22 protein-coding genes are annotated in these 24,777 nt (G+C 70.0%); 15 read left to right on the top strand and 7 right to left on the bottom strand.

Annotated elements, in window-relative coordinates; translation table 11 throughout:
• Positions 1 to 8: 8 nt before the first annotated feature.
• Both AC5DRG_RS10025 and AC5DRG_RS10020 read right to left on the bottom strand, forming a co-directional pair.
• Complete coding sequence (locus AC5DRG_RS10025) at positions 9 to 1,238, bottom strand: DUF349 domain-containing protein (RefSeq protein WP_491809649.1); 1,230 nt, start codon at positions 1,236 to 1,238, stop codon at positions 9 to 11.
• A gap of 135 nt (positions 1,239 to 1,373) precedes the next feature.
• Positions 1,374 to 2,192 (bottom strand): peptidylprolyl isomerase, encoded by an 819-nt coding sequence (locus tag AC5DRG_RS10020; RefSeq protein ID WP_491809648.1) that lies wholly within the window; start codon positions 2,190 to 2,192, stop codon positions 1,374 to 1,376.
• Between the two features lie 189 nt (positions 2,193 to 2,381).
• On the opposite strand from AC5DRG_RS10020, the gene AC5DRG_RS10015 reads away from it, so the two are divergent.
• Positions 2,382 to 3,095 (top strand): MBL fold metallo-hydrolase, encoded by a 714-nt coding sequence (locus AC5DRG_RS10015; protein WP_491809647.1) that lies wholly within the window; start codon positions 2,382 to 2,384, stop codon positions 3,093 to 3,095.
• A gap of 13 nt (positions 3,096 to 3,108) precedes the next feature.
• Positions 3,109 to 4,371 (top strand): histidine--tRNA ligase, encoded by a 1,263-nt coding sequence (gene hisS, locus AC5DRG_RS10010; RefSeq protein ID WP_491809646.1) that lies wholly within the window; start codon positions 3,109 to 3,111, stop codon positions 4,369 to 4,371.
• Positions 4,372 to 4,569: 198 nt separating this feature from the next.
• Here hisS and AC5DRG_RS10005 read toward each other — a convergent pair whose 3' ends face one another.
• The 4 genes from AC5DRG_RS10005 to AC5DRG_RS09990 are packed head-to-tail and all read right to left on the bottom strand — an operon-like array spanning position 4,570 to position 8,103.
• On the bottom strand, positions 4,570 to 5,193 hold the full coding sequence (locus tag AC5DRG_RS10005) for a response regulator (protein WP_491809645.1): 624 nt from the start codon (positions 5,191 to 5,193) through the stop codon (positions 4,570 to 4,572).
• Entirely contained in the window at positions 5,190 to 6,395 is a 1,206-nt protein-coding gene (locus tag AC5DRG_RS10000) for a sensor histidine kinase (protein WP_491809644.1), read from the bottom strand. The genes AC5DRG_RS10005 and AC5DRG_RS10000 overlap by 4 nt, the downstream gene beginning before the upstream one ends.
• The gene (locus AC5DRG_RS09995) at positions 6,392 to 7,240 is read right to left on the bottom strand and encodes an ABC transporter permease (protein WP_491809643.1); all 849 of its coding nucleotides are present in this window, start codon (positions 7,238 to 7,240) and stop codon (positions 6,392 to 6,394) included. Before AC5DRG_RS09995 ends, AC5DRG_RS10000 begins: the two co-directional genes overlap by 4 nt.
• Positions 7,237 to 8,103: an ABC transporter ATP-binding protein gene (locus AC5DRG_RS09990; RefSeq protein WP_491809642.1), complete on the bottom strand. Its 867-nt coding sequence runs from the start codon at positions 8,101 to 8,103 to the stop codon at positions 7,237 to 7,239. Before AC5DRG_RS09990 ends, AC5DRG_RS09995 begins: the two co-directional genes overlap by 4 nt.
• Positions 8,104 to 8,248: 145 nt before the next feature.
• Here AC5DRG_RS09990 and AC5DRG_RS09985 point away from each other — a divergent pair, with 145 nt between their 5' ends.
• The 3 genes from AC5DRG_RS09985 to rpsD all read left to right on the top strand — a co-directional run bounded on the left by AC5DRG_RS09985 (position 8,249) and on the right by rpsD (position 11,241).
• A complete protein-coding gene (locus AC5DRG_RS09985) occupies positions 8,249 to 8,902 on the top strand; it encodes a vitamin K epoxide reductase family protein (RefSeq protein ID WP_491809641.1) in 654 nt (217 codons plus the stop codon).
• A gap of 67 nt (positions 8,903 to 8,969) precedes the next feature.
• The gene (locus AC5DRG_RS09980) at positions 8,970 to 10,325 is read left to right on the top strand and encodes a replication-associated recombination protein A (RefSeq protein WP_491809640.1); all 1,356 of its coding nucleotides are present in this window, start codon (positions 8,970 to 8,972) and stop codon (positions 10,323 to 10,325) included.
• Positions 10,326 to 10,626: 301 nt separating this feature from the next.
• Positions 10,627 to 11,241 carry a 30S ribosomal protein S4 gene (gene rpsD, locus AC5DRG_RS09975; protein WP_491809639.1) on the top strand — a complete coding sequence of 205 codons (615 nt, stop codon included), beginning with the start codon at positions 10,627 to 10,629 and terminating at the stop codon, positions 11,239 to 11,241.
• A 243-nt stretch (positions 11,242 to 11,484) separates the two neighbouring features.
• Here rpsD and AC5DRG_RS09970 read toward each other — a convergent pair whose 3' ends face one another.
• Positions 11,485 to 13,650, bottom strand: a complete 2,166-nt coding sequence (locus AC5DRG_RS09970) for an ATP-binding protein (RefSeq protein WP_491809638.1) — start codon at positions 13,648 to 13,650, stop codon at positions 11,485 to 11,487.
• A gap of 166 nt (positions 13,651 to 13,816) precedes the next feature.
• Between AC5DRG_RS09970 and AC5DRG_RS09965 the strand changes: the two genes are divergently transcribed.
• From AC5DRG_RS09965 to AC5DRG_RS09920, 10 genes are all read left to right on the top strand, one after another.
• A complete protein-coding gene (locus AC5DRG_RS09965; protein ID WP_491809637.1) occupies positions 13,817 to 14,272 on the top strand; it encodes a DUF948 domain-containing protein in 456 nt (151 codons plus the stop codon).
• 7 nt (positions 14,273 to 14,279) lie between these two features.
• The gene (locus AC5DRG_RS09960; protein ID WP_491809636.1) at positions 14,280 to 14,630 is read left to right on the top strand and encodes a hypothetical protein; all 351 of its coding nucleotides are present in this window, start codon (positions 14,280 to 14,282) and stop codon (positions 14,628 to 14,630) included.
• The gene (gene alaS / locus AC5DRG_RS09955; RefSeq protein ID WP_491809635.1) at positions 14,630 to 17,302 is read left to right on the top strand and encodes an alanine--tRNA ligase; all 2,673 of its coding nucleotides are present in this window, start codon (positions 14,630 to 14,632) and stop codon (positions 17,300 to 17,302) included. Before AC5DRG_RS09960 ends, alaS begins: the two co-directional genes overlap by 1 nt.
• Positions 17,303 to 17,319: 17 nt before the next feature.
• Entirely contained in the window at positions 17,320 to 17,784 is a 465-nt protein-coding gene (gene ruvX / locus AC5DRG_RS09950) for a Holliday junction resolvase RuvX (protein ID WP_127182916.1), read from the top strand.
• Positions 17,785 to 17,906: 122 nt separating this feature from the next.
• Positions 17,907 to 19,643, top strand: a complete 1,737-nt coding sequence (gene mltG, locus AC5DRG_RS09945) for an endolytic transglycosylase MltG (RefSeq protein ID WP_491809634.1) — start codon at positions 17,907 to 17,909, stop codon at positions 19,641 to 19,643.
• A gap of 133 nt (positions 19,644 to 19,776) precedes the next feature.
• The gene (locus AC5DRG_RS09940; protein WP_491809633.1) at positions 19,777 to 20,616 is read left to right on the top strand and encodes a shikimate dehydrogenase; all 840 of its coding nucleotides are present in this window, start codon (positions 19,777 to 19,779) and stop codon (positions 20,614 to 20,616) included.
• Between the two features lie 175 nt (positions 20,617 to 20,791).
• Positions 20,792 to 21,976, top strand: coding sequence for a chorismate synthase (gene aroC, locus AC5DRG_RS09935; RefSeq protein ID WP_491809632.1), 1,185 nt, complete (start codon positions 20,792 to 20,794; stop codon positions 21,974 to 21,976).
• Positions 21,973 to 22,488 carry a shikimate kinase gene (locus AC5DRG_RS09930; protein ID WP_491809631.1) on the top strand — a complete coding sequence of 172 codons (516 nt, stop codon included), beginning with the start codon at positions 21,973 to 21,975 and terminating at the stop codon, positions 22,486 to 22,488. The genes aroC and AC5DRG_RS09930 overlap by 4 nt, the downstream gene beginning before the upstream one ends.
• Complete coding sequence (gene aroB, locus AC5DRG_RS09925) at positions 22,485 to 23,576, top strand: 3-dehydroquinate synthase (RefSeq protein ID WP_491809630.1); 1,092 nt, start codon at positions 22,485 to 22,487, stop codon at positions 23,574 to 23,576. The genes AC5DRG_RS09930 and aroB overlap by 4 nt, the downstream gene beginning before the upstream one ends.
• Positions 23,577 to 23,796: 220 nt before the next feature.
• Positions 23,797 to 24,675, top strand: a complete 879-nt coding sequence (locus tag AC5DRG_RS09920) for a Pro-rich N-terminal domain-containing protein (protein ID WP_491809629.1) — start codon at positions 23,797 to 23,799, stop codon at positions 24,673 to 24,675.
• Positions 24,676 to 24,777 lie beyond the last annotated feature (102 nt).

Genomic DNA, 24,777 nt, shown 5'->3' with positions numbered 1-24,777 from the left:
ACCGGTGGCTAGCCGCCGAACTCCTGGAGGCCCTTGAGGGCCTGGTCCAGGAGTGCCTGGCGGCCCTCCAGCTCCTTCTGCAGCTTGTCGGCCCTGGCGTTGTTGCCCTGCGTCCGCGCCGACTCGATCTGGCCCTTCAGCTTGTCCACCGCCGCCTGGAGCTGGCCGGTCAGACCCTCGGCACGCGCGCGTGCCTCCGGGTTCGTCCGGCGCCACTCGGCCTCCTCGGACTCCTGCAGGGCCCGCTCGACCGTGTGCATCCGGCCCTCGACCTTCGGCCGCGCGTCGCGCGGCACATGGCCGATGGCCTCCCAGCGCTCGTTGATCGAACGGAAGGCGGCCCGCGCCGCCTTCAGGTCCGTGATCGGCAGGAGCTTCTCGGCCTCCTCGGCCAGCTCCTCCTTGAGCTTAAGGTTCTCGGTCTGCTCGGCGTCCCGCTCGGCGAAGACCGAGCTGCGGGCGGCGAAGAAGACGTCCTGGGCGCCGCGGAAGCGGTTCCACAGATCGTCCTCGTGCTCGCGCTGGGCACGGCCCGCGGCCTTCCACTCCGCCATCAGCTCGCGGTAGCGGGCCGCCGTCGGACCCCAGTCCGCCGAAGCGGACAGCGACTCGGCCTCCGCGACCAGCTTCTCCTTGGTCTTGCGGGCATCCTCGCGCTGCGCGTCCAGCGAGGCGAAGTGCGCCTTGCGGCGCTTGGAGAACGCCGACCGGGCGTGGGAGAAGCGGTGCCACAGCTCGTCGTCGGACTTGCGGTCAAGCCGGGGCAGACCCTTCCAGGTGTCCACCAGCGCGCGCAGCCGCTCACCGGCCGCCCGCCACTGGTCGGACTGCGCCAGCTCCTCGGCCTCGACGACCAGCGCCTCCTTGGCGTGTCGCGCCTCGTCGGACTGCTTGGCCCGCTGCTGCTTGCGCTCCTCACGGCGCGACTCGACCGTCTCCACGAGCTTGTCCAGCCGCTGCCGCAGCGAGTCCAGATCACCGACCGCGTGGTGGGCGTCCACCTGCTCGCGGATATGGCCGATGGCGGTCTGCGCGTCCTTCGCGGACAGGTCGGTGGTCTTCACTCGCTTCTCGAGGAGGCCGATCTCGACAACCAGGCCCTCGTACTTGCGCTCGAAGTAGGCCAACGCTTCCTCAGGGGAGCCGGCCTGCCAGGAACCGACGACCTGCTCGCCGTCGGCCGTACGCACGTACACGGTCCCCGTCTCGTCGACGCGGCCCCACGGGTCGCTGCTCACAGCGCCTCCTCCACATGATGCCTGCGGGGGGCCTCAGCACCCCCGGGCATCGTCCACAGTTTCGTCACGGCCAACATAGGCGACCGGCGGGTTGCCTGTCCGCATCCCGCGCGACCGAAGTTTCCCTGCTGGGGGTCAGGATTTGGTGACAGTTGCCTTGTTGATCACGACGGTCGCGTTGGGGGCTCCGTCACCCGCGCCGGTGCTCTCCCCGGCCGCCGCGATTTTCTTCAGAACCTTCATACCCGATGCGGAAACGGTACCGAACGGGGTGTAGCTGGGGGGCAGCTGACTGTCCTGGTAGACGAGGAAGAACTGGCTGCCGCCGGTGTGCGCCGTGCCGGTGTTCGCCATCGCGATCGTGCCCGCCGGATAGATGTTGTCCTTGAGGGTTTTGTCCTTCAGGTTCTCGTCCGGGATCGTGTAGCCGGGACCGCCGCTGCCACTGCCGGTCGGGTCGCCGCACTGCAGCACATAGATGCCGCTGGTGGTGAGCCGGTGGCACTTGGTGTGGTCGAAGTAGCCCTTGGCGGCGAGGAAGTTGAAGGAGTTCACGGTGTGCGGTGCGGCCGACGCCTTCAGATCGATGTCTATGTCGCCGCACGTCGTCGCGAGCTTCATCGTGTACTTCGCCGACTTGTCGATGGTGACCGCCGGCTCCTTCTTCCACGTCAGCGTCTTGACCTCGCCCGCGGCGGCCTTCTCGCACGGGTCGGGCGCCTTGCTGGTCGCCTCCGCGCTCGGGGTCGCCTCCGCACTGGCGTTGGCCTTGTCGTCGTCCTTGAGAACCCCGGTCGTGTACAAAGCCACGCTGCCGATAATGATCACGCCGAGCACCGACGCGATCACTGAGTTGCGCATGCGAGCCTTGCGTCGCGCGGACGTACGCCGCTGCTGCTGCCGCAAGAACTTCTCCCGGGCGAGCTGACGCTTCCGCTGTTCCTGGGTGACCACCGGGTTTTCTCCTCGTGCGTCTCGTACGTCGACTGGGACGCGTGCGTCTTGTGAGCCGACCGCCTGCGTGTGCCCCGTACCGTATATGGGTTCGCTGAGGAATCGGCAGCGCCGGTAGGCTCTGACCACAGGCGCAGCCGTTTCTCGGCCGCCCTCAAGCCGCCCGTATCGACACAACGAAGGACGATCGTGCTCATTGCCGGGTTCCCCGCCGGGGCCTGGGGGACGAACTGTTATCTCGTCGCCCCCGCCGCCGGTGAGGAGTGCGTGATCATCGACCCGGGCCATCAGGCCGCCGAGGGAGTCGAGGAAGCGCTGAAGAAGCATCGGCTCAAGCCCGTCGCCGTCGTCCTCACCCACGGCCACATCGACCACGTGGCCTCGGTCGTCCCGGTGTGCGGCGCGCACGGCGTACCGGCCTGGATCCACCCCGAGGACCGGTACATGATGACCGACCCGTCGATGGGTCTCGGCCGTTCCATCGGGATGCCGCTCATGGGCGAGCTGACCGTGGGGGAGCCGGACGACGTCAAGGAGCTGACCGACGGTGCGCGGCTGGAGCTGGCGGGCCTGGAGCTGTCCGTGGCCCATGCCCCCGGGCATACCAAGGGGTCGGTGACCTTCAGGATGCCCGAGACGGCGGAGATCCCGTCGGTGTTCTTCTCGGGCGACCTGCTGTTCGCCGGCTCCATCGGACGCACCGACCTGCCCGGCGGCGACATGGCCGAGATGCTCGACTCGCTGGCCCGCGTGTGCCTGCCGCTCGACGACTCGACCGTGGTGCTGTCCGGCCACGGCGCCCAGACGACCATCGGCCAGGAGCGCGCCACCAACCCGTATCTGCGGCAGGTGGCGGCCGGCCAGGGAGAGGGTTCGAACACCCCTCCCCGACGAGGAATGTGACGAGAGACCTTCCGTGAGCACCTTCAAGGCCCCCAAGGGCACGTACGACCTGATCCCGCCGGACAGCGCCAAGTTCCTGGCGGTCCGTGAGGCGATCGCCGCACCCCTGCGCAATTCCGGCTACGGCTACATCGAGACGCCGGGCTTCGAGAGCGTGGAGCTCTTCGCACGCGGTGTGGGCGAGTCGACGGACATCGTGACCAAGGAGATGTACGCCTTCGAGACCAAGGGCGGCGACAAGCTCGCCCTGCGCCCCGAGGGCACCGCCTCCGTCCTGCGCGCGGCGCTGGAGGCCAACCTGCACAAGGTGGGCAACCTCCCTGTCAAGCTCTGGTACTCCGGCTCGTACTACCGCTACGAGCGCCCGCAGAAGGGCCGTTACCGCCACTTCTCGCAGGTCGGCGCCGAGGCGATCGGTGCGGAGGACCCGGCGCTTGACGCCGAGCTGATCATCCTGGCCGACCAGGCGTACCGTTCGTTGGGGCTGCGCGACTTCCGCATCCTCCTGAACAGCCTGGGCGACAAGGAATGCCGGCCGGTGTACCGGGAGGCGTTGCAGAACTTCCTCCGAGGTCTGGACCTCGACGAGGAGACCCTGCGCCGAGCGGACATCAACCCCCTGCGCGTCCTGGACGACAAGCGCCCGGACGTCCAGAAGCAGCTGACCGACGCCCCGTTGCTTCGCGACTACCTCTGCGATGCCTGCAAGGCGTACCACGAGGAGGTCCGTGAGCTGATCACGGCGGCGGGCGTCTCCTTCGAGGACGACCCGAAGCTGGTCCGTGGCCTCGACTACTACACCCGTACGACCTTCGAGTTCATCCACGACGGTCTGGGCTCCCAGTCCGCGGTGGGCGGCGGCGGCCGCTACGACGGCTTGTCGGAGATGATCGGCGGCCCGGCGCTGCCGTCGGTGGGCTGGGCGCTGGGCGTCGACCGCACGGTCCTCGCCCTGGAGGCGGAGGGCGTCGAACTCGAACTCCCCTCCACGACCAGCGTGTTCGCGGTCCCGCTGGGCGAGGAGGCCCGCCGGGTCCTCTTCGCCAAGGTCACGGAGCTGCGCAAGCTCGGCATCGCGGCCGACTTCTCCTACGGCGCCAAGGGCTTGAAGGGCGCCATGAAGAACGCCAACCGCAGCGGCGCCCGCTACACGATCGTCGCCGGCGAACGCGACCTCGCGGAGGGCGTGGTCCAACTGAAGGACATGGAGTCCGGGGAGCAGACGGCGGTGGGCGTGAACGAGATCGTGGCGGAACTGGAGTCGAGGCTGGGCTGAGGGCTTTTTCGCCCCCGCCGCCCCTACCCGTCCCATCCCTGGGGGCTGCGCCCCCAGACCCCCCTTTCGGCCCTGAACGGGCCTCGTCCTCAAACGCCGGACAGGCTGAAAAAACCTAGCCCCTCCGGCGTTTGAGGAGCGGGGTCTGGGGCGGAGCCCCAGGGATGGGACGGGTAGGGGCGGCGGGGGCGAGGGACTTCAGTCCAGCAACCCGAACCTCATCGCACTCGTCACCGCCGCCGTCCGATCGTCCACCCCCAACTTCCCGAAGGCCCGCAGCAGATGGGTCTTCACCGTCGACTCACCGATGAACAGCCGCCGCCCGATCTCCGCGTTGGTGCACCCCTCCGCCACCAGCCGCAACACCGCCGTCTCCCGCTCGGACAACCGCGGCCGCTCCGGTTTCGTCCGCAGCTGATCCACCAGCCGCGCCGCGACGGACGGAGCCAGCACGGTCTCGCCGCGCGCGGCAGCCCGTACGGCATTGGCCAGTTCGCCCCGTGGCAGGTCCTTCAACAAATAGCCCGCCGCCCCTGCCTCCACGGCCCGCAGGATGTCCCGGTCCGTCTCATACGTCGTGAGGACGATCACCCGGCACGGCAACCCCGCCTCAGTCATCCGCACGATCGAGTCGACGCCCCCACCCTCCGGCATCCGCAGATCCATCAGCACGATGTCGGGCAACAGTTCCGCCGCCAACGCCTCCGCCCGCGGCCCACTGGACGCGTCGGCTACGACCTCCAGATCCGGCTCGGCGCTCAGCATCGCGCGCAGCCCCTCACGTACGACGGGATGGTCGTCGGCCAGGACGATCCGGATCACGGGAGATCACTCCTCACGGAGGGGACGGGCAGCCGGACGGTCACCGTCGTGCCGTCGCCGGGCGCGCTGCACACCTCGGCGCTGCCGCCCACCTCGGCGGCCCGGGCGCGCAGGCCCGCCAGACCGTAGCCCCCGGAGACGGCGACGGGATCGAAGCCGCAGCCGTCGTCCCGTACGGACACGGTGAGCGCGTCCGCAGCGTACGCCAGCGCGATACCTACGGAAGCCGAACTCCCCGCGTGCTTACGGGCGTTCGCCAGCGCCTCCTGGCAGGCGCGCAGGGCGACCACCTCGGGGCCGGCGGGCAGGGCGCGGACAGGGCCGCTGACGTCCAGCGAGGCCTCGTGCCGGTCGGCGAGCCGGCGCAGCGCGTCCGGCAGCGACGCGCCGTCGAGGTCGGCGGGCGCGCCGCCGGCGACCAACGCCCGTGCCTCGGCCAGGTTCTGGCGCGCTGTGGCATCCATCAGGGCCAAGTGACGGTGGGCCTGCGGGGGATCGCGGTCGAGTTCGATCTCGACGGCCTGGACCAGCATCAGGATGCTGGCGAAGCCCTGCGTCAGCGTGTCGTGGATCTCGCGTGCCATCCGCTCCCGCTCGGCCAGCGCCCCGTGCGCCGCGGACAGTCGGGAGACCTCGTGTCGGCTGGCATCGAGCTCGGAGATCAACTCGGCCCGCTCCTGGCTCTGTTCGATGATCCGGATGATCCAGCTCCCGATGGCCGCCGAGAACACGAGCGAGACCACGGCGAACAGCGCGTTGAAGAACACGTCCTGGTCGCTGGGCCACCACAGCAACGCCCAGCCCACCACCGGCGCGAGGTTGATGACCGCCACCGCTGTCATGGCCCAGCGCATCCGCAGCGTCATGAAGCACTGAGGGATGAGCGCGAACGTCATCAGCCGGGTCTCGCCGACCAGGATCGCCGACGCCAGGAACAGTGCCGTCGCCCCTGCCAGATAGCGCAGTGCCCGCAGTTCGTCGGGCGGATTGCCGCACAGGATGGGGCGCCCGACCCACACGTACAACGGAACGAGCGGGACGAGCAGCACGGCCCCGACCACCCGGACCGGCCACCCCGGATAGTCCGTGCTGAGCACGGACACCAGGGTGGCCACCCAGGTCAGCGCGAAGTACGTGTCCCAGAGCCGGAACGACCGGTCCCAGGTGTACGCGCCGCCCCCGGCTTCTGCCGGATCATTCATCCGTCGCGCCGGTTCTTCCACCGGAAGGTCAGCAGACACAGCGCCAATCCTCCGACGCACCATGCCCCCAGCACCAGGGCGATGCGCCCGAACTCCCAGTCCCCGGCCTGCTCCAGGACCTGCGCCGACTCGGGCAGGAACACCCCGCGCAGGCCCTGGCACATCCACTTCAGCGGGAACAGCGCGCCGATGTTCAGCATCCAGTCCGGGATGGTGTCGATGGCGATGTACACCCCGGAGATGAACTGCAGCACCAGGAACGGGAGTACGACCACGGAGGTCGCGCTCTTGCCGGACTTCGGGACCGAGCTGATCGCGATGCCGAGCATGGCGCACGCCGTCAGACCCAGGACGAAGATCCAGACGAAGTTGAACCACCTGCTCGCGTCCGAGGGCAGATCCACGTCGTACAGGGTCGTGCCGACGAGGAGCAGGATCACCGTCTCCAGCAGACCGGTGACCAGAACCAGCCAGATCTTGCCGAGGAAGTACGCCGCCGGCGGCATCGGCGTGCCGCGCAACCGCCGCAGCACCCTCTCGTCCCGCTCGATGGCGATCGAGATGCCGAGCGACTGGAAGCTGGTCGACATGATGCCGGCGGCCATCATCGCGGGGACGTACAGCTGCGAGGCGGTGATGCCGGCGCCCTCCACGTCGTCCTTGAAGATCGACGCGAAGAGGAACAGGAACACGACCGGGAAGGCGAAGGTGAACACCACCTGGTCGCGCTGCCGGAAGAACTGTTTGATCTCCAGGGCGCCCCGCTGGACCCCGAGCCCCCAGGCGCTGGGCAGCCGCTCGGCGGAGCTCTCGGCCAGGGCCCGTACCGCGGTCGTCGTGGTCATCGCACGTCCTCCTGTCCGGTCAGCCGGAGGTAGACGTCCTCCAGGGTGGGGCGGCTCACCCGCAGGCCCGGGATCTCGCCGTCGAAGCGGTCCGTGAGCTCGGCGACCGTGCGGGTGGGCGTCTCCGTGTGGGTGGCGCGCGGAGTGCCGTCGGGCTCCGTCCACTCGACGGTGGCCTCCGTGCCGTGCCGCTCCCGCAGGGCGGCCGGTTCGCCCTCGGCGACCACATGGCCCTCGGCGATGATGGCCAGCCGGTGTGCGAGCGCCTCCGCCTCCTCCAGGTAGTGCGTGGTCAGCAGGATCGTCGTGCCCTCGTCGGCCAGCTTGCGGATCAGGTCCCAGAACTGGCGCCGGGCCGCCGGGTCGAAGCCCGTCGTCGGCTCGTCGAGCAGCAGCAGTTCGGGGCCGCCGATCACGCCGAGCGCCACGTCGAGCCGCCGTCGCTGACCGCCCGACAGTGCCTTGATCCGGCTGCCCGCCTTCGCCTCCAGACCCACCAGACCGATGACCTCCTCGGGGTCCCGCGGCCTCGGGTAGTAGCGGGCGAAATGCCGCACGGTCTCCCGGACCGTCAACTCGGCGGGCGCGGATTCGTCCTGCCAGACGATTCCGACCCGAGAGCGCCACGCACGCGTGCCCGTCGCCGGGTCCGACCCGAGTACCGAGACCTCGCCCGCGTCCCTGCTCCGGTTGCCCTGAAGGATCTCCACCGTGGTGCTCTTGCCCGCGCCATTGGGCCCCAGCAGGCCGAACACCTCGCCCTTGCGGATGCCGAGATCGATGCCGTCCACGGCGGTCACGTCCCCGTACTGCTTGCGCAGCCCCCGTACGTCCACCGCGAGCTCTTTCGCGTGTGTTGTCATGGAGTCGAGCCTGGCCCCGAACCGAACGTTCCGGGACGACCGTGCGTACCTCCTTATGTCCACCGAACGGTGGACACCCGCGCGCGTGGGGCACAATGATCCATGCCCGAAGAAGGCCCAACTCTCAAGTGACGGAATCGGCGTGATGAGCAAGACGACAGTCAAAAGCGTCTCCACCGACCCCGAGCCGGAGCGCGACGACGCGCCCCGGTCGGTGGGTGGCAGCCGTGCCTTCGCCCTGCTGCTGGTGATCACCGGTGCGGCCGGGCTGCTCGCCGCGTGGGTCATCACGATCGACAAGTTCAAGCTGCTCGAGGCCAAGGTCGCCGGCACGTCGTTCACGCCGGGCTGCAGCCTCAACCCGGTCGTCTCCTGCGGCAGCGTCATGGAGAGCGACCAGGCCTCGGCCTTCGGGTTCCCCAACCCCATGCTCGGCCTCGTCGCCTACGGCATCGTCATCTGCGTCGGCATCAGCCTGCTCGCCCGGGCCAGCTACCCGCGCTGGTACTGGCTGACCTTCAACGCCGGCACCCTCTTCGGCGTCGGCTTCTGCGCCTGGCTGATGTTCCAGTCGCTGTACCGGATCAACGCGCTGTGCCTGTGGTGCTGCCTCGCCTGGGTCGCCACGATCATCATGTTCTGGTACCTGACCTCGTTCAACGTCAGGAACGGCTTCCTGCCCGCGCCGCACTGGCTCAAGAGCTTCTTCGGCGAGTTCACCTGGGTCCTGCCCGTGCTGCACATCGGCATCATCGGCATGCTGATCCTGACCCGCTGGTGGGACTTCTGGACCAGCTGACCGGCCGCCGGCCCCGAAATCCCGGGGCCGGACGGCGTTGTCAGTGCGGTGACATAGGGTTTTGAGCGTGGAGCCCGACCTGTTCACCGCCGCAGCAGAAGAACGCCAGGAGAAGGACCCGTCCAGCAGTCCCCTGGCGGTACGGATGCGCCCGCGCACCCTCGACGAGGTGGTGGGCCAGCAGCACCTGCTGAAGCCCGGATCACCCTTGCGCAGACTGGTCGGCGAGGGGAGCGGCGGCCCCGCCGGACCCTCCTCGGTGATCCTCTGGGGCCCGCCCGGCACCGGCAAGACGACCCTGGCGTACGTCGTCTCGAAGGCCACCAACAAGCGGTTCGTGGAGCTGTCGGCGATCACCGCGGGCGTCAAGGAGGTCCGCGCGGTCATCGACGGCGCCCGCCGCGCCACCGGCGGCTTCGGCAAGGAGACCGTCCTCTTCCTCGACGAGATCCACCGCTTCAGCAAGGCCCAGCAGGACTCCCTGCTCCCGGCGGTGGAGAACCGCTGGGTGACCCTGATCGCGGCGACCACCGAGAACCCGTACTTCTCGGTGATCTCCCCCCTGCTCTCCCGCTCCCTCCTCCTCACCCTCGAACCCCTCACCGACGACGACCTGCGCGGCCTCCTCCGCCGGGCCCTCACCGACGAGCGTGGTCTCAAAAGCGCCGTCACCCTCCCCGAGGACACCGAGAACCACCTCCTGCGGATCGCCGGCGGTGACGCCCGCCGTGCCCTGACCGCCCTGGAGGCCGCCGCCGGCGCCGCCCTCGACAAGGGCGAGGCGGAGATCGGCCTCCAGACCCTGGAGGAGACCGTCGACCGCGCGGCCGTCACCTACGACCGCGACGGCGACCAGCACTACGACGTGGCCAGCGCCCTGATCAAGTCCATCCGCGGCTCCGACGTCGACGCCGCCCTGCACTACCTGGCCCGGATGATCGAGGCCGGCGAGGACCCCCGCTTCATCGCCCGCCGCCTGATGATCTCCGCCAGCGAGGACATCGGCCTCGCCGACCCCAATGCCCTGCCGATAGCCGTGGCCGCCGCCCAGGCCGTCGCCATGATCGGCTTCCCCGAGGCCGCCCTCACTCTCAGCCACGCCACCATCGCCCTCGCCCTGGCCCCCAAGTCCAACGCCGCGACGATCGCGATCGGCGCCGCCATGGAGGACGTACGCAAGGGGCATGCGGGACCCGTGCCGATGCATCTGCGGGACGGGCACTACAAGGGCGCGGCCAAGCTGGGGCACGCGCAGGGGTACGTGTATCCGCACGACCTGGCCAACGGCATCGCCGAGCAGCAGTACGCCCCGGAGGAGCTGAAGAACCGGGAGTACTACACTCCGACCCGGCATGGCGCCGAGGCGCGGTACGCGGATGCCGTCGAGTGGACCAGGAAGCACCTCGGTCGGAAGCGGTCCTGAGCACCCTGTAGAATCTTTCGAAGTGTCGAGTCCCGCGCAGTCAGAGCGGGACAACCGGCCGGAACCCCCACTGGGGGTTCCAGGAGCGTCGCGCACCGTCGATTAGGTGTCGCGGGCAGCCCATCACCACCCGTCGTACGACGGGACCGGTCGATGGGCCACTCGTGTGCTGCACGTATGTGCCCAGATCAGGGGAGCGGCTGCCCACCCCGTCCAGCAGGACGAGGAGGGTTTCCCCGGCTGCGGATGCGACCTCCCCTCCACCCTGACAAGCCGTACGTAATACGACAAGGAAGCCATTGTGGCAAATCAGTCCCGCCCCAAGGTCAAGAAGTCGCGTGCCCTCGGCATCGCGCTGACCCCGAAGGCCGTCAAGTACTTCGAGGCCCGTCCCTACCCGCCGGGTGAGCACGGTCGTGGCCGCAAGCAGAACTCGGACTACAAGGTTCGTCTGCTGGAGAAGCAGCGTCTGCGCGCGCAGTACGACGTGTCCGAGCGCCAGCTCGTCCGCGCCTACGAGCGTGCCTCCAAGGTTCAGGGCAAGACCGGTGAGGCCCTGATCATCGAGCTGGAGCGTCGTCTCGACGCGCTGGTCCTGCGTTCGGGCATCGCCCGCACGATCTACCAGGCCCGCCAGATGGTCGTCCACGGCCACATCGAGGTCAACGGCGGCAAGGTCGACAAGCCGTCGTTCCGTGTCCGTCCCGACGACGTCGTGATGGTCCGCGAGCGCAGCCGTGAGAAGACGCTGTTCTCGATCTCCCGCGAGGGCGGCTTCGCCCCCGACGGCGAGACCCCGCGCTACCTCCAGGTGAACCTCAAGGCCCTGGCGTTCCGCCTGGACCGTGAGCCGAACCGCAAGGAGATCCCGGTGATCTGCGACGAGCAGCTCGTCGTCGAGTACTACGCCCGCTGATCAACCAGCAACGGACGTAGGGCCTGTCGTCACATTCCCGCCTGCCGCGCGACGCCATGCACGCTCCCCCACTGCCTAAAGGGCGTGGGAGGTGCCCCCACTCGCCGCACCGGGCGCGGACCCACGTACAACCAGTACGAGGGCCCACGCCCGGCACGCCGAGAGCACGCACCTGACGCCGCGCGGCCCGCCCTCCGGGCGGACGACGGGAATGTGACGACAGGCCCTCGCACCACCTGCGCCTCAGCCCGCCGTCTCCCCGCCCTTCCGGGTGGGCGAGGCGGCGGGCTTTCGCGACTCCAATGCGGCCCGCGTCTGCCGCACCACCCCGCGCGGCGCCGGCATCGCCTCCAGCGAGCGGGTCCGCGAGCCGCCCAGCGCCCGGGCCACCGCCGCCTCCCGGCCGAGCCGTGCCCCGTCCCGTACGCACTCCTCGTACGCCTCGCCCAGGCGCTCCCGGGCCATGGCCTCGCACAGCTCGTGCGGGGCGTTGTAGTAGGCCGAACCGAACAACGGCAGGCCCACCGAGGGCCACATCCCGACGGCGGCGCCCTGAAGGAGCGCGGCCTCGGCCGTGTCGCCCTCCGACGCCGTGACCAGGGCCAGCAGCTCCACGGCCAGCACCGAGCCGAGCAGGTCGTGGAAGGAGTGGGCGCTGCCCAGGCAGTCCGTCAGCAGCTCGCGGGCCCGGCCCAGATCACCCCCGCTCCAGGCGGCGTACGCCAGTACGTACAACGCGTAGGCGCGGGTCCACCGCTCGCCATGGTCGTCGCACACCCGCCGGACGTCCTCGCACAGCTTCACGGCCTCCGGCAGATCGCCCTGGAACGCCCGCGTCATCGCCAGCTCGACCTGGCCCATCAGCACGTTGCTGTTGAGTTCGCCGATCTCCTGATAGCGGTCGAGGGCCGAGCGCAGCAGCATCTCCGCGCGCTCCATGTCGTCGGTGACCAGGGCCAGACACCCGGTGCGGTGCTCCGCGTAGGCCGTCGCCGTGGCAGACGAGGTACGTTCCGCCTCCTCCCGGCACTCGTGGAGCGCGGCCAGCGCGGGCACCGTGTCGCCCTGGAGGATCGCCACATAGCCGAGCACCCACAGGGCCTTCAGCCGGGAGCGCACGCTCACCGCGTCCAGCTCCACGCTGCGCTCCAGCCAGTGCCGCCCCTCCGACAGACGCCCGCAGCCCGCCCAGTAGAACCACAGGGAGCCCGCGAGGTACTGGCCCAGATGTGCCTCGTCCGGCTCGGTCAGGCAGTACTCCAGCGCCCCGCGCAGATTCGGCAGCTCCGCCTCCACGCGCGCGGCCACCTCGCCCTGCCGCGGCGAGAACCAGTCCAGCTCGCACCAGGTGGCCAGGCCGAGATACCAGTCGCGGTGCCGGCGCCGCAGCCGGTCCGTGTCGCCCGTCGCCTCCAGCCAGTCGGCGCCGTACGCCCGGACGGTGTCGAGCATGCGGTAACGCCCGCCCGCCGGACTCTCCTCGCGCGTCACGACGGACTGCGCGAGCAGTTCCGTGAGGAGGTCGAGGACGCCCTCGGCGGGCAGACCGTCGCCGCTGCACACGTACTCGGCGGCCTCCAGGTCGAAGCGGCCCGCGAACACCGACAGCCGCGACCACAGCAACCGCTCCTCGGGCGTGCACAGTTCATGGCTCCAGCCGATCGCCGTCCGCAGCGTCTGATGCCGCGGCAGCGCGCTGCGCCCACCGCCGGTCAGCAGCCGGAACCGGTCGTCGAACCGGGCCAGCAACTCCCCGGGGGACAGCGCCCGCAGCCGCCCCGCGGCCAGTTCGACGGCGAGGGGGATCCCGTCCAGACGCCGGCACAGCTCCCGTACGTCCCGCTCGTCGCCCCCGACCGCCACCCCCTGCCGCGCGGCCCGCTCGGCGAGCAGTTCCACCGCCTCGTCCTCGCCCAGCGGTGCCAGCGGAAGCAGCCGCTCACCGGCCACCGACAGCGGCCTGCGGCCCACGGCCAGCACCCTGAGCCCCGGCACCTTCCCCAGCAGTTCGACCACCAGCCCGGCACACGCGTCCACCAGATGCTCGAACCCGTCCAGAACCAGCAGGAGTTGACGCTCGGCGAGAGAGCCGAGCAACGTCTCACGCGGCAGCCGCGTGGTGTGGTCCTTGAGCCCCAGCGCCTCTACGACCGCGTAGTCGACGAACTCCGGGTCACGCACCGGCGCCAGCTCCACCCGCCACACCCCGTCGCGCGGCGCCGACCGGGCCGCCGCGTGCGCCGCCAGCCGGGACTTGCCGACCCCGCCGACCCCGGTCACGGTCACCAGCCGCGCCTCACCCAGCGCCCGGTCCAGTTCGGCGAGTTCGCACGAGCGGCCCACGAACGCGTCGAGTTCGCACGGCAGGTTGCCGTCCAGGGCCCTGCCGGTGCGGTGAGTACCTCGCATGGGATCTCGCATGGAATACGGAGCGTACTGAACCGTATTCGGTCCGTACAATCGCTTCCCGCAACTGCCCACGCGCACGGGCGGTAATGCGGTACGGACCTCCACCCCCGGCGCGATAGGCTCACCGCACGACTTTTCAGATTCAGAAGCACGTTTCAGGGAGCGGGTGCACACAGTGTCCGGTGGAGAGGTGGCCGGGATCCTGGTGGCCGTCTTCTGGGCGATCCTGGTCTCCTTCCTCGCCGTCGCACTGGTGAGGCTGGCCCAGACGCTCAGGGCGACCACCAAGCTCGTCGCGGACGTGACCGACCAGGCCGTCCCGCTCCTGGCAGACGCCTCCGCCGCGGTGCGCTCCGCACAGACCCAGATCGACCGGGTCGATGCGATCGCCTCGGACGTCCAGGAGGTCACCTCGAACGCCTCCGCGCTCTCCACCACCGTTGCCTCCACCTTCGGCGGCCCCCTGGTCAAGGTCGCGGCCTTCGGCTACGGCGTGCGCCGGGCCATCGGCGGCCGCAAGGAGGACGTGCCCGCCAAGACAGCGAGGCGTACCGTGATCGTGGGCCGCACCGTCCCGGCAGCGCGGCGGGAGAAGCGGAACAACCGGAGCAAGAAGGACTGACCCAGCGATGTTCCGCCGTACCTTCTGGTTCACCACGGGCGTCGCCGCCGGTGTCTGGGCCACCACCAAGGTCAACCGCAAGCTCAGGCAGCTGACCCCCGAGAACCTCGCCGCCGCCGCGGCGAACAAGGCGATCGAGGCGGGCCAGCGGCTCAAGGACAACGCCGTGGGCTTCGCGCTCGACGTGCGCGCGGGCATGGCCCAGCGGGAGGCCGAGCTGGGGGAGGCGCTGGGGATCCACGAGAACCCCGAACTCCCCGCACCCCGGCGCGCACCCGCCATCGAGAACCGCAACGACCCCAAGACGTACGTCATCGACAGCACGACGTACTCGTACAACCGGAATGAGGACCACTGATGGAGTCGGCCGAGATTCGTCGCCGCTGGTTGAGCTTCTTCGAGGAGCGCGGGCACACCGTCGTCCCTTCGGCGTCGCTCATCGCGGACGACCCGACTCTGCTCCTGGTCCCCGCCGGCATGGTGCCCTTCAAGCCCTACTTCCTGGGCGAGGTCAAGCCCCCGTGGCCGCGCGCCACCAGCGTGCAGAAGTGCGTGCGCACACCCGACATCGAAGAGGTCGGCAAGACCACGCGCCACGGCACCTTCTTCCAGATGTGCGGCAACTTCTCCTTCGGCGACTACTTCAAGGAAGGCGCCATCAAGTACGCCTGGGAGCTGCTCACCACGCCCCAGGACAAGGGTGGTTACGGCCTGGAGCCGGAGAAGCTCTGGATCACCGTCTACAAGGACGACGACGAGGCCGAGCGCATCTGGCACGAGGTCGTCGGCGTGCCGAAGGAGCGCATCCAGCGCCTGGGCATGAAGGACAACTACTGGTCCATGGGCGTCCCCGGCCCGTGCGGCCCCTGTTCCGAGATCAACTACGACCGCGGCCCCGAGTTCGGAGTCGAGGGCGGCCCCGCCGTCAACGACGAGCGGTACGTGGAGATCTGGAACCTCGTCTTCATGCAGTACGAGCGCGGCGAGGGCATCGGCAAGGACAACTTCGAGATCCTCGGCGACCTGCCGAGCCAGAACATCGACACGGGCCTCGGCATGGAGCGGCTCGCCATGATTCTGCAGGGCGTGCAGAACATGTACGAGATCGACACCTCCATGGCCGTCATCAAGAAGGCCACCGAGCTGACCGGTGTCGAGTACGGCACCGCCCACGACTCCGACGTCTCCCTGCGCGTGGTCACCGACCACATGCGGACGTCCGTGATGCTCATCGGCGACGGCGTGACCCCCGGCAACGAGGGCCGCGGCTATGTCCTGCGCCGCATCATGCGCCGGGCCATCCGCAACATGCGGCTGCTCGGCGCCACGGGTCTGGTCGTCAAGGACCTGATCGACGTCGTGATCGAGATGATGGGCCAGCAGTACCCGGAGCTCGTCTCCGACCGCGAGCGCATCGAGAAGGTCGCCCTCGCCGAGGAGAACGCCTTCGTCAAGACGCTGAAGGCCGGCACCAACATCCTCGACACCGCCGTCACCGAGACCAAGCAGTCCGGCGGCACGGTCCTCGCCGGCGACAAGGCCTTCCTGCTCCACGACACCTGGGGCTTCCCGATCGACCTCACCCTGGAGATGGCCGGCGAACAGGGCCTGTCCGTGGACGAGGACGGTTTCCGCCGCCTGATGAAGGAGCAGCGGGAGCGCGCCAAGGCCGACGCCCAGGCCAAGAAGACCGGCCACGCCGGCGCCGGCGCCTACCGGGAGATCGCCGACAAGGCCGGTGAGACCGACTTCGTCGGCTACTCGGACACCGAGAGCGAGTCCACGATCGTCGGCATCCTCGTCGACGGTGCCTCCTCCCCGGCCGCCACCGAGGGCGACGAGGTCGAGATCGTCCTCGACCGGACCCCCTTCTACGCCGAGGGCGGCGGCCAGATCGGCGACACCGGCCGCATCAAGGTCGACACGGGTGCCGTCATCGAGATCCGCGACTGCCAGAAGCCGGTCCCGGGTGTGTACGTCCACAAGGGCGTCGTCCAGTTCGGCGAGGTCACCGTCGGCGCCAAGGCCCAGGCCTCGATCGACACCCGCCGCCGCACCGCCATCGCCCGCGCCCACTCGGCCACCCACCTCACCCACCAGGCCCTGCGCGACGCCCTCGGCCCGACGGCCGCCCAGGCCGGTTCCGAGAACCAGCCCGGCCGCTTCCGCTTCGACTTCGGTTCGCCGTCCGCCGTTCCTACGGCCGTGATGACCGACGTCGAGCAGAAGATCAACGAGGTGCTCGCCCGCGACCTGGACGTGCACGCCGAGATCCTGAGCCTCGACGAGGCCAAGAAGCAGGGCGCCATCGCCGAGTTCGGCGAGAAGTACGGCGAGCGCGTCCGCGTCGTCACCATCGGCGACTTCTCCAAGGAGCTGTGCGGCGGCACGCATGTGCACAACACCGCCCAGCTCGGCCTGGTGAAGCTGCTCGGCGAGTCGTCGATCGGCTCGGGTGTCCGCCGTATCGAGGCCCTCGTCGGCGTCGACGCCTACAACTTCCTGGCCCGTGAGCACACGGTCGTCGCCCAGCTCCAGGAGCTGATCAAGGGCCGCCCGGAGGAGCTCCCGGAGAAGGTCTCCGCCATGCTCGGCAAGCTGAAGGACGCCGAGAAGGAGATCGAGAAGTTCCGCGCCGAGAAGGTCCTGCAGGCCGCCGCCGGTCTCGTCGAGTCCGCCAAGGACGTACGCGGTCTCGCCCTGGTCACCGGCCAGGTCCCGGACGGCACGACCCCGGACGACCTGCGCAAGCTGGTGCTCGACGTGCGCGGCCGCGTCCAGGGCGGACGGGCCGCCGTGGTCGCCCTGTTCACCGTCAACAACGGCAAGCCGCTCACGGTCATCGCCACCAACGAGGCCGCCCGCGAGCGCGGTCTCAAGGCCGGCGACCTGGTCCGTACGGCCGCCAAGACCCTCGGCGGCGGCGGTGGCGGCAAGCCGGACGTCGCCCAGGGCGGTGGCCAGAACCCGGCCGCCATCGGCGAGGCCGTCGACGCCGTCGAGCGGCTCGTGGCGGAAACGGTCAAGTGACCGACGAAGGACAGGCCATGCGCCGCGGCCGTCGACTCGCGATCGACGTCGGGGACGCCCGTATCGGGGTCGCCTCGTGCGATCCCGACGGGATCCTCGCCACACCGGTCGAGACGGTGCCGGGACGTGATGTCCCGGCAGCTCACCGGCGGCTGAGGCAACTGGTCGAGGAGTACGAACCGATCGAGGTCGTCGTCGGTCTCCCTCGCTCCCTCAAGGGGGGCGAGGGCCCGGCCGCGGTCAAGGTCCGCGGCTTCGCCCAGGAGCTGGCCCGGGGGATCGCCCCGGTGCCGGTCAGACTGGTGGACGAGCGGATGACCACGGTGACGGCCAGTCAGGGACTGCGCGCCTCGGGCGTGAAGTCCAAGAAGGGGCGGTCCGTCATCGACCAGGCCGCCGCTGTGATCATCTTGCAGCAGGCGCTGGAATCCGAACGGGTGTCAGGTAAAGCACCCGGCGAGGGCGTCGAAGTGGTCATCTGATCGCGATACGGTAACGTTCCGCGCGACTGCGGCGCTGTTCGAACAGGTGCCGCACTGAGAGAGGCGGAACGGACGCGGAGCCGTAAGCCGTGCGACCGCCGCCTCGCGGCTCTAGGGGATCGATGACTGAGTATGGCCGGGGCCAAGGCTCCGAACCGTGGCATCCGGAGGACCCGTTGTACGGGGACGACGGATGGGGCGGACAGCAGGCCCAGGTGGGCCGGCAGTCCCCCTACGGCGGCCAGCCGCAGCACTATCCGCAGCAGCCGCAGCAGCCGCAGTACGGCGACTGGGGCAACGACGGCCAGCAGGCCGCGTACGGTCAGGCGCAGCAGCAGTACCAGCCCTACGACGATCAGAGCCAGCAGCAGTACAACGGCCAGAACGGCCAGCAGTACAACAATCAGCAGTACGACAACCAGAACCACCAGCAGTACGACAGCTACGCGGGTCAACCCCAGCAGTACCAGCAGGGCGGCTGGGACGGCACCGGCACGCATGCGCAGGTCCCCTACGCCGCGGACCCCGGTGACCCGTACGGCCAGCAGGCCGTCGCGTACGGCGGCGGACAGCCCGACTACTACGGCACCTCGGACGCCTACCCGCCCCCGGAGCCGCCGAGCCGGCGACAGGCCGAGCCCGAGCCGCGAACCGACTGGGACCCAGGCCCCGACCAGGGCGAACACGCCTTCTTCGCGGGCGGCGACGACGATGACGACTCCGATGACGACGAGCCGGGAAGCCGGCGCGGCGACCGGAAGGGCAAGGGCGGCAAGGGCGGCAAGAAACGACGCAGCGGCTGCGCGTGCCTGGTGGTCGTTCTGGTGTTCGGCGGCGGTCTCGCCGGAGTCGGATATTTCGGCTACCAGTTTTACCAGGATCGTTTCGCCGAGCCTCCCGACTACGCCGGCAACGGCACCAGTGCGACGGTTTCGGTCGTGGTCCCGACGGGCGCGGGCGGTGCGGAGATCGGGCGGCTGCTCAAGGAGGCGGGGGTCGTCAAGAGCGTCGACGCCTTCGTGTCCGCTCAGACGCAGAATCCCCAGGGCGACACGATTCAGGCCGGCGCCTATCTCCTGAACAAGGAGATGTCCGCCAAGAGTGCCGTGGCGCTGATGCTCGACCCCAAGAGCCAGAACAACCTCATCGTCTCCGAGGGCCTGCGCAACACGGCGGTCTACAAGCTGATCGACCAACGCGTCGGGGCGGCCGAGGGCACCACGGCGAAGGTCGCGAAGAAGGAGTACAAGGACCTCGGGCTGCCCGACTGGGCGCTGGACCACCCGAACCTGAAGGACCCGTTGGAAGGGTTCCTCTACCCCTCCAGCTACGCGGCCAGCAAGGGTCAGAAGCCGGAGACCATCCTGAAGGAGATGGTCGCCCGGGCGAACGACAAGTACGAAGAGCTCGGCCTGCAGAAGAAGGCCGAGGGTCTCGGCCTCGACGGCCCCTGGCAACTGCTCACCGTGGCGAGCCTGGTGCAGGCCGAGGGCACGAGCCACGACGACTACCGCAAGATGGCCGAGGTCGTCTACAACCGCCTCAAGCCCGGGAACCCCCAGACCTACGGCTCCCTGGAGTTCGACTCCACGTACAACTACGTGAAGAACCAGAGCAAGATCGACCTGACGATCGCCGAGCTGAAGCAGTACGACAACCCGTACAACACGTACTACGTCAAGGGACTGCCGCCGGGCCCCATCGACAACCCCGGCGAGGAGGCGCTCCGGGGCGCGCTCAACCCGACGAAGCAAGGCTGGTACTACTTCATCTCGCTGGACGGCAAGACCAGCAAGTTCACCAAGACGCTCGCCGAACACGAGAAGCTCGTCGACGAGTTCAACGCGTCGAGGGACTAGGACCGGCAACGGCTCGGCCCGGGGCGGATGTCCGCTCCGGGCAAAGCCGCTCGGCTGATCTGTCAGCAATGGTGATGTACGGAACCGGATCCGCGGCGGCGTACGCCGCATCCGCAAGGCTCAAGGACGCGCAATGACAGTTCGGGCAACTGACGCCCGCCGGGCCGCCGTACTCGGTTCGCCCATCGCCCACTCCCTCTCCCCGGTGCTGCACCGCGCCGCGTACCAGGAACTGGGGCTCGCGGACTGGTCGTACGACCGCTTCGAGATCGACGAGGCAGGACTGCCCGGGTTCTTCGCGGATCTCGGGCCGGAGTGGGCGGGGCTGTCGCTGACCATGCCGCTCAAGCGGGCCGTCATCCCGCTGCTCGACGAGATCAGCGAGACGGCGGCCTCCGTCGAGACGGTCAACACGGTCGTCTTCACCGAGGACGGGCGCCGCGTCGGCGACAACACCGACATCCCCGGCATGGTCGCCGCGCTGCGCGAGCGCGGGATCGAACAGGTCGACTCGGCCGCGATCCTCGGCGCCGGCGCCACCGCCTCCTCCGCGCTGGCCGCGCTGGCGCGGATCTGCACCGGCGAGGTCGTCGCCTACGTCCGCGGCGAGGCCCGCGCCGCCGAGATGCGCCAGTGGGGCGAGCGCCTCGACATCGAGGTGCGTACGGCGGACTGGGCGGACGCGGCCGACGCGCTGCGCAGCCCCCTGGTGATCGCGACGACCCCGGCCGGTACGACCGACGCACTCGCCGCCGAGGTGCCGGAGCGGCCCGCCACCCTCTTCGACGTGCTCTACGACCCCTGGCCCACCACCCTCGCGGCCCGCTGGTCGGCGTACGGCGGTGCTGTCGTCAGTGGTCTCGACCTGCTCGTGCACCAGGCGGTGCTGCAGGTCGAGCAGATGACGGGGCGAGCGCCCGCCCCCGTGGACGCGATGCGCAAGGCGGGCGAACACGCGCTCGCGGCCCGCTAGGACCTGCGGAGCTCCACGGCCGCCGTCCGTCTGATGGACCGGCGGCCGGGTTCGGGCCCCGGACGTGGGAGGATCGGGGTTGGCGGGCCAGGGCCGCGCACCCGGTCGCGCCGTCGCCGTACGCGAGGACGCGCGTACGCAGGGCAGTACGAGGGCGCGAGCATGAGGAGCACCGTTGAGCAGGTTGCGCTGGCTGACCGCGGGGGAGTCCCACGGTCCCGCACTTGTCGCGACGCTGGAGGGCCTTCCCGCCGGCGTGCCGATCACCACCGAGATGGTGGCCGACCATCTCGCGAGGCGGCGGCTGGGCTACGGTCGCGGCGCGCGGATGAAATTCGAGCGCGACGAGGTCACCTTCCTCGGCGGTGTCCGGCACGGTCTCACCATGGGTTCGCCGGTCGCGATCATGGTGGGCAACACCGAGTGGCCCAAGTGGGAGCAGGTCATGGCGGCCGACCCGGTCGACCCGGAGATCCTGGCCGGCCTCGCCCGTAACGCCCCGCTGACCCGGCCGCGCCCCGGCCACGCCGACCTGGCGGGCATGCAGAAGTACGGCTTCGACGAGGCCCGGCCGATCCTGGAGCGCGCCTCCGCACGTGAGACCGCGGCCCGTGTCGCGCTCGGCGCGGTGGTCCGCTCGTACCTCAAGGAGACGGCCGGTATCGAGGTCGTCTCGCACGTCGTCGAACTGGCCGGCGCGAAGGCACCGCAGGGTGTGTACCCCACGCCGGCCGACGTCGAGAGGCTCGACGCGGACCCGGTGCGCTGCCTGGACGCGGACGCGTCGAAGGCGATGGTCGCGGAGATCGACCAGGCCCACAAGGACGGCGACACCCTCGGTGGTGTGGTCGAGATCCTGGCGTACGGCGTTCCCGTCGGTCTGGGTTCGCACGTGCACTGGGACCGCAAGCTGGACGCCCGGCTGGCCGGTGCCCTCATGGGCATCCAGGCGATCAAGGGCGTCGAGATCGGCGACGGCTTCGAGCTGGCCCGGGTGCCCGGCTCGAAGGCGCACGACGAGATCGTCGCCACCGACGAGGGCATCAGGCGGGTCTCCGGCCGTTCCGGCGGTACCGAGGGCGGCCTGACCACGGGTGAGCTGCTGCGGGTGCGGGCCGCGATGAAGCCGATCGCGACCGTGCCGCGCGCCCTGCAGACCGTCGACGTGGCCACCGGCGAGGCCGCTCAGGCCCACCACCAGCGCTCCGACGTGTCCGCGGTCCCGGCCGCCGGCATCGTCGCCGAGGCGATGGTCGCGCTCGTCCTCGCGGACGCGGTCGCGGAGAAGTTCGGCGGCGACTCGGTGCGCGAGACCCGCCGAAACGTCCAGTCGTACCTCGAAAACCTGGCCATCCGGTGACCGCTCCGCAGATCGTGCTGGTCGGCCCGATGGGGGTGGGCAAGTCCACCGTCGGGCAGCTGCTCGCCGAGCGGCTCGGCGTCGGCTACCGGGACACGGACGACGACATCGTCGCGGCCGAGGGCCGTTCCGTCGCCGAGATCTTCGTGGACGAGGGCGAGCCGGTCTTCCGGGCCATCGAGAAGCGGGCGGTGCACCGGGCGCTGGCCGAGCACGAGGGCGTCCTCGCTCTCGGCGGCGGCTCGATCCTGGACGCGGACACGCGCGCGCTGCTCGCGGGGCACCGTGTCGTCTACCTCTCGATGGACGTCGAGGAGGCCGTCAAGCGCACCGGCCTCAACGCGGCCCGTCCGCTGCTGGCCATCAACCCGCGCAAGCAGTGGCGGGAGTTGATGGAGGCCCGGCGTGGCCTGTACGCCGAGGTAGCCGCCGCGGTCGTCGCGACCGACGACCGTACGCCGGAAGACGTCACCCAAGCCGTACTGGACGCACTGGAGTTGAAGGAAGCATGAGCGAGGCAGTGACGCGGATCCAGGTCGGCGGGACGGCGGGCAGTGAGCCGTACGAGGTTCTGGTGGGCCGTCAACTCCTGGGCGAGCTAGGCGGGTTGATCGGCGAGAAGGCCAAGCGGGTTGCCGTCATCCACCCCGAGGCGCTCGCCGACACCGGTGACGCGCTCCGCGCCGACCTGGCCGGGCAGGGCTACGAGGCCGTCGCCATCCAGGTGCCGAATGCCGAGGAGGCCAAGACCGCCGAGGTCGCCGCCTACTGCTGGAAGGCGCTCGGCCAGTCCGGCTTCACCCGCTCCGACGTCATCGTCGGCGTCGGCGGCGGCGCCACCACGGACCTGGCCGGGTTCGTCGCGGCGACCTGGCTGCGCGGGGTGCGCTGGATCGCCGTCCCGACGACCGTGCTCGCCATGGTGGACGCGGCCGTCGGCGGCAAGACCGGCATCAACACCGCCGAGGGCAAGAACCTCGTCGGCTCCTTCCACCCGCCGGCGGGCGTGCTCTGCGACCTGGCCGCGCTGGACTCCCTCCCGGTCAACGACTACGTCTCCGGGCTCGCCGAGATCATCAAGGCCGGCTTCATCGCCGACCCGGTGATCCTGGAACTCATCGAGTCCGACCCCGAGGCCGCCCGCACCCCGGCGGGCCCGCACACCGCCGAACTCATCGAGCGCTCCATCAAGGTCAAGGCCGAGGTCGTCTCGTCCGACCTCAAGGAGTCGGGCCTGCGGGAGATCCTCAACTACGGCCACACCCTCGCGCACGCCATCGAGAAGAACGAGCGCTACAAGTGGCGGCACGGCGCCGCGGTCTCGGTCGGCCTGCACTTCGCCGCCGAACTGGGCCGCCTGGCGGGCAGGTTGGACGACGCCACCGCCGACCGCCACCGCACGGTCCTCGAATCGGTCGGCCTCCCGCTGCACTACCGCCACGACCAGTGGCCCAAGCTGCTGGAGACCATGAAGGTCGACAAGAAGTCCCGCGGCGACCTGCTGCGCTTCATCGTGCTCGACGGCCTGGCCAAGCCCACCGTCCTGGAGGGCCCCGACCCGGCCGTCCTGCTCGCCGCGTACGGCGAAGTGGGCGAGTAAGTACCGGGGAGCTCCTTCCGCCCGTTTTGCCTTGTGGAGAAGGGCACTTCGGACCCGCCCCGGCCGTTCACCAAACGACGGCCGGGGACGGTACCGTTCGGTAGGGAGCGGGGTTCGCGACCCGCTGCCAGCGCCAATTGCCTGCCGGGAGTGAGCTGAAGGGACGCCCTGGGCGCCCGGAGGCGAGCGAGCCAGAAGACACGAGATGGAGTGGCACCGGATGCAGCACGCAGTGGGATCTCCGCTGCCGCCGCCCCACCAACCGGGGCACGGACCCGACGCCGGCTGGTCGCCGGACGCACAGCAGCCGGGTTCGCACCACCCGGGCGCCCATCAGGGATCCGCCCCGATACCCCCACCGCCTCCGGCACCGGGCTTCACCGCGCCGCCCCCGCCGCCGCATCCGGCCCAGCACCCCCCGGTTCCTCCGCACGCCCCGGCCGCCCCGGCACCCGACACCACGGGCCATGTGCCGTTGCCGCCCGGCGGCCCCGTCGGCATGCCCAGCACGCCGCCCGCCACGGCCGCCCCCGACCTGACGTCCACGACCCTCGCGGTGCTGCTCATCGGCCCGGCCGGCGCCGGAAAGACGAGCGTCGCCAAGTACTGGGCCGACCACCGCCGGGTCCCCACGGCCCACATCAGCCTCGACGACGTACGTGAGTGGGTCCGCTCGGGCTTCGCGGACCCACAGTCGGGCTGGAACGACCACTCGGAGGCCCAGTACCGCCTGGCCCGCCGCACCTGCGGCTTCGCCGCGCGCAACTTCCTGGCCAACGGCATCTCCTGCATCCTCGACGACGCCGTCTTCCCCGACCGCCCGGTGGTAGGCCTCGGCGGCTGGAAACGCCACGTGGGCCCCGGCCTCCTCCCGGTGGTCCTCCTCCCCGGCCTGGAAGTAGTCCTGGAACGCAACGCGGAACGCTCAGGCAACCGCCGCCTCACCGACGAGGAGGTGGCCCGCATCCACGGCCGAATGGCGGGCTGGTACGGCTCAGGCCTCCCGATCATCGACAACTCCCAACTGGACGTCCCCCAGACGGCAAAACTCCTGGACGACGTACTGGCAAGGTCAATAGCCAGCCCGCCGGCTTGGTAATCAGGGCTAGGCGGACATACCTAAGGGGCGCGGGGAACTGCGCGACAAGCCCCCACCGGCCTGCACTCGGCGCACAACAGAGATCCGCACCCCTGTCCCCCG

The sequence above is a fragment of the Streptomyces sp. JLBG701 genome, from assembly GCF_058544905.1.
The sequence above is the reverse complement of the archived record's forward strand: the minus strand, read 5'-3'. Positions and strand labels throughout refer to the sequence as shown.

Bases quoted from the DNA above. Each gene is read 5' to 3' on its own strand.
- AC5DRG_RS09920 (WP_491809629.1), top strand. From the start codon at position 23,797: ATGCAGCACGCAGTGGGATCTCCGCTGCCGCCGCCCCACCAACCGGGG.
- AC5DRG_RS09970 (WP_491809638.1), bottom strand. From the start codon at position 13,650: ATGCGAGGTACTCACCGCACCGGCAGGGCCCTGGACGGCAACCTGCCG.
- ruvX (WP_127182916.1), top strand. From the start codon at position 17,320: ATGCGCCGCGGCCGTCGACTCGCGATCGACGTCGGGGACGCCCGTATC.
- AC5DRG_RS09990 (WP_491809642.1), bottom strand. From the start codon at position 8,103: ATGACAACACACGCGAAAGAGCTCGCGGTGGACGTACGGGGGCTGCGC.
- AC5DRG_RS09960 (WP_491809636.1), top strand. From the start codon at position 14,280: ATGTTCCGCCGTACCTTCTGGTTCACCACGGGCGTCGCCGCCGGTGTC.
- alaS (WP_491809635.1), top strand. From the start codon at position 14,630: ATGGAGTCGGCCGAGATTCGTCGCCGCTGGTTGAGCTTCTTCGAGGAG.
- aroB (WP_491809630.1), top strand. From the start codon at position 22,485: ATGAGCGAGGCAGTGACGCGGATCCAGGTCGGCGGGACGGCGGGCAGT.
- AC5DRG_RS10000 (WP_491809644.1), bottom strand. From the start codon at position 6,395: ATGAATGATCCGGCAGAAGCCGGGGGCGGCGCGTACACCTGGGACCGG.
- AC5DRG_RS09985 (WP_491809641.1), top strand. From the start codon at position 8,249: ATGAGCAAGACGACAGTCAAAAGCGTCTCCACCGACCCCGAGCCGGAG.
- AC5DRG_RS09995 (WP_491809643.1), bottom strand. From the start codon at position 7,240: ATGACCACGACGACCGCGGTACGGGCCCTGGCCGAGAGCTCCGCCGAG.
- AC5DRG_RS09940 (WP_491809633.1), top strand. From the start codon at position 19,777: ATGACAGTTCGGGCAACTGACGCCCGCCGGGCCGCCGTACTCGGTTCG.
- mltG (WP_491809634.1), top strand. From the start codon at position 17,907: ATGACTGAGTATGGCCGGGGCCAAGGCTCCGAACCGTGGCATCCGGAG.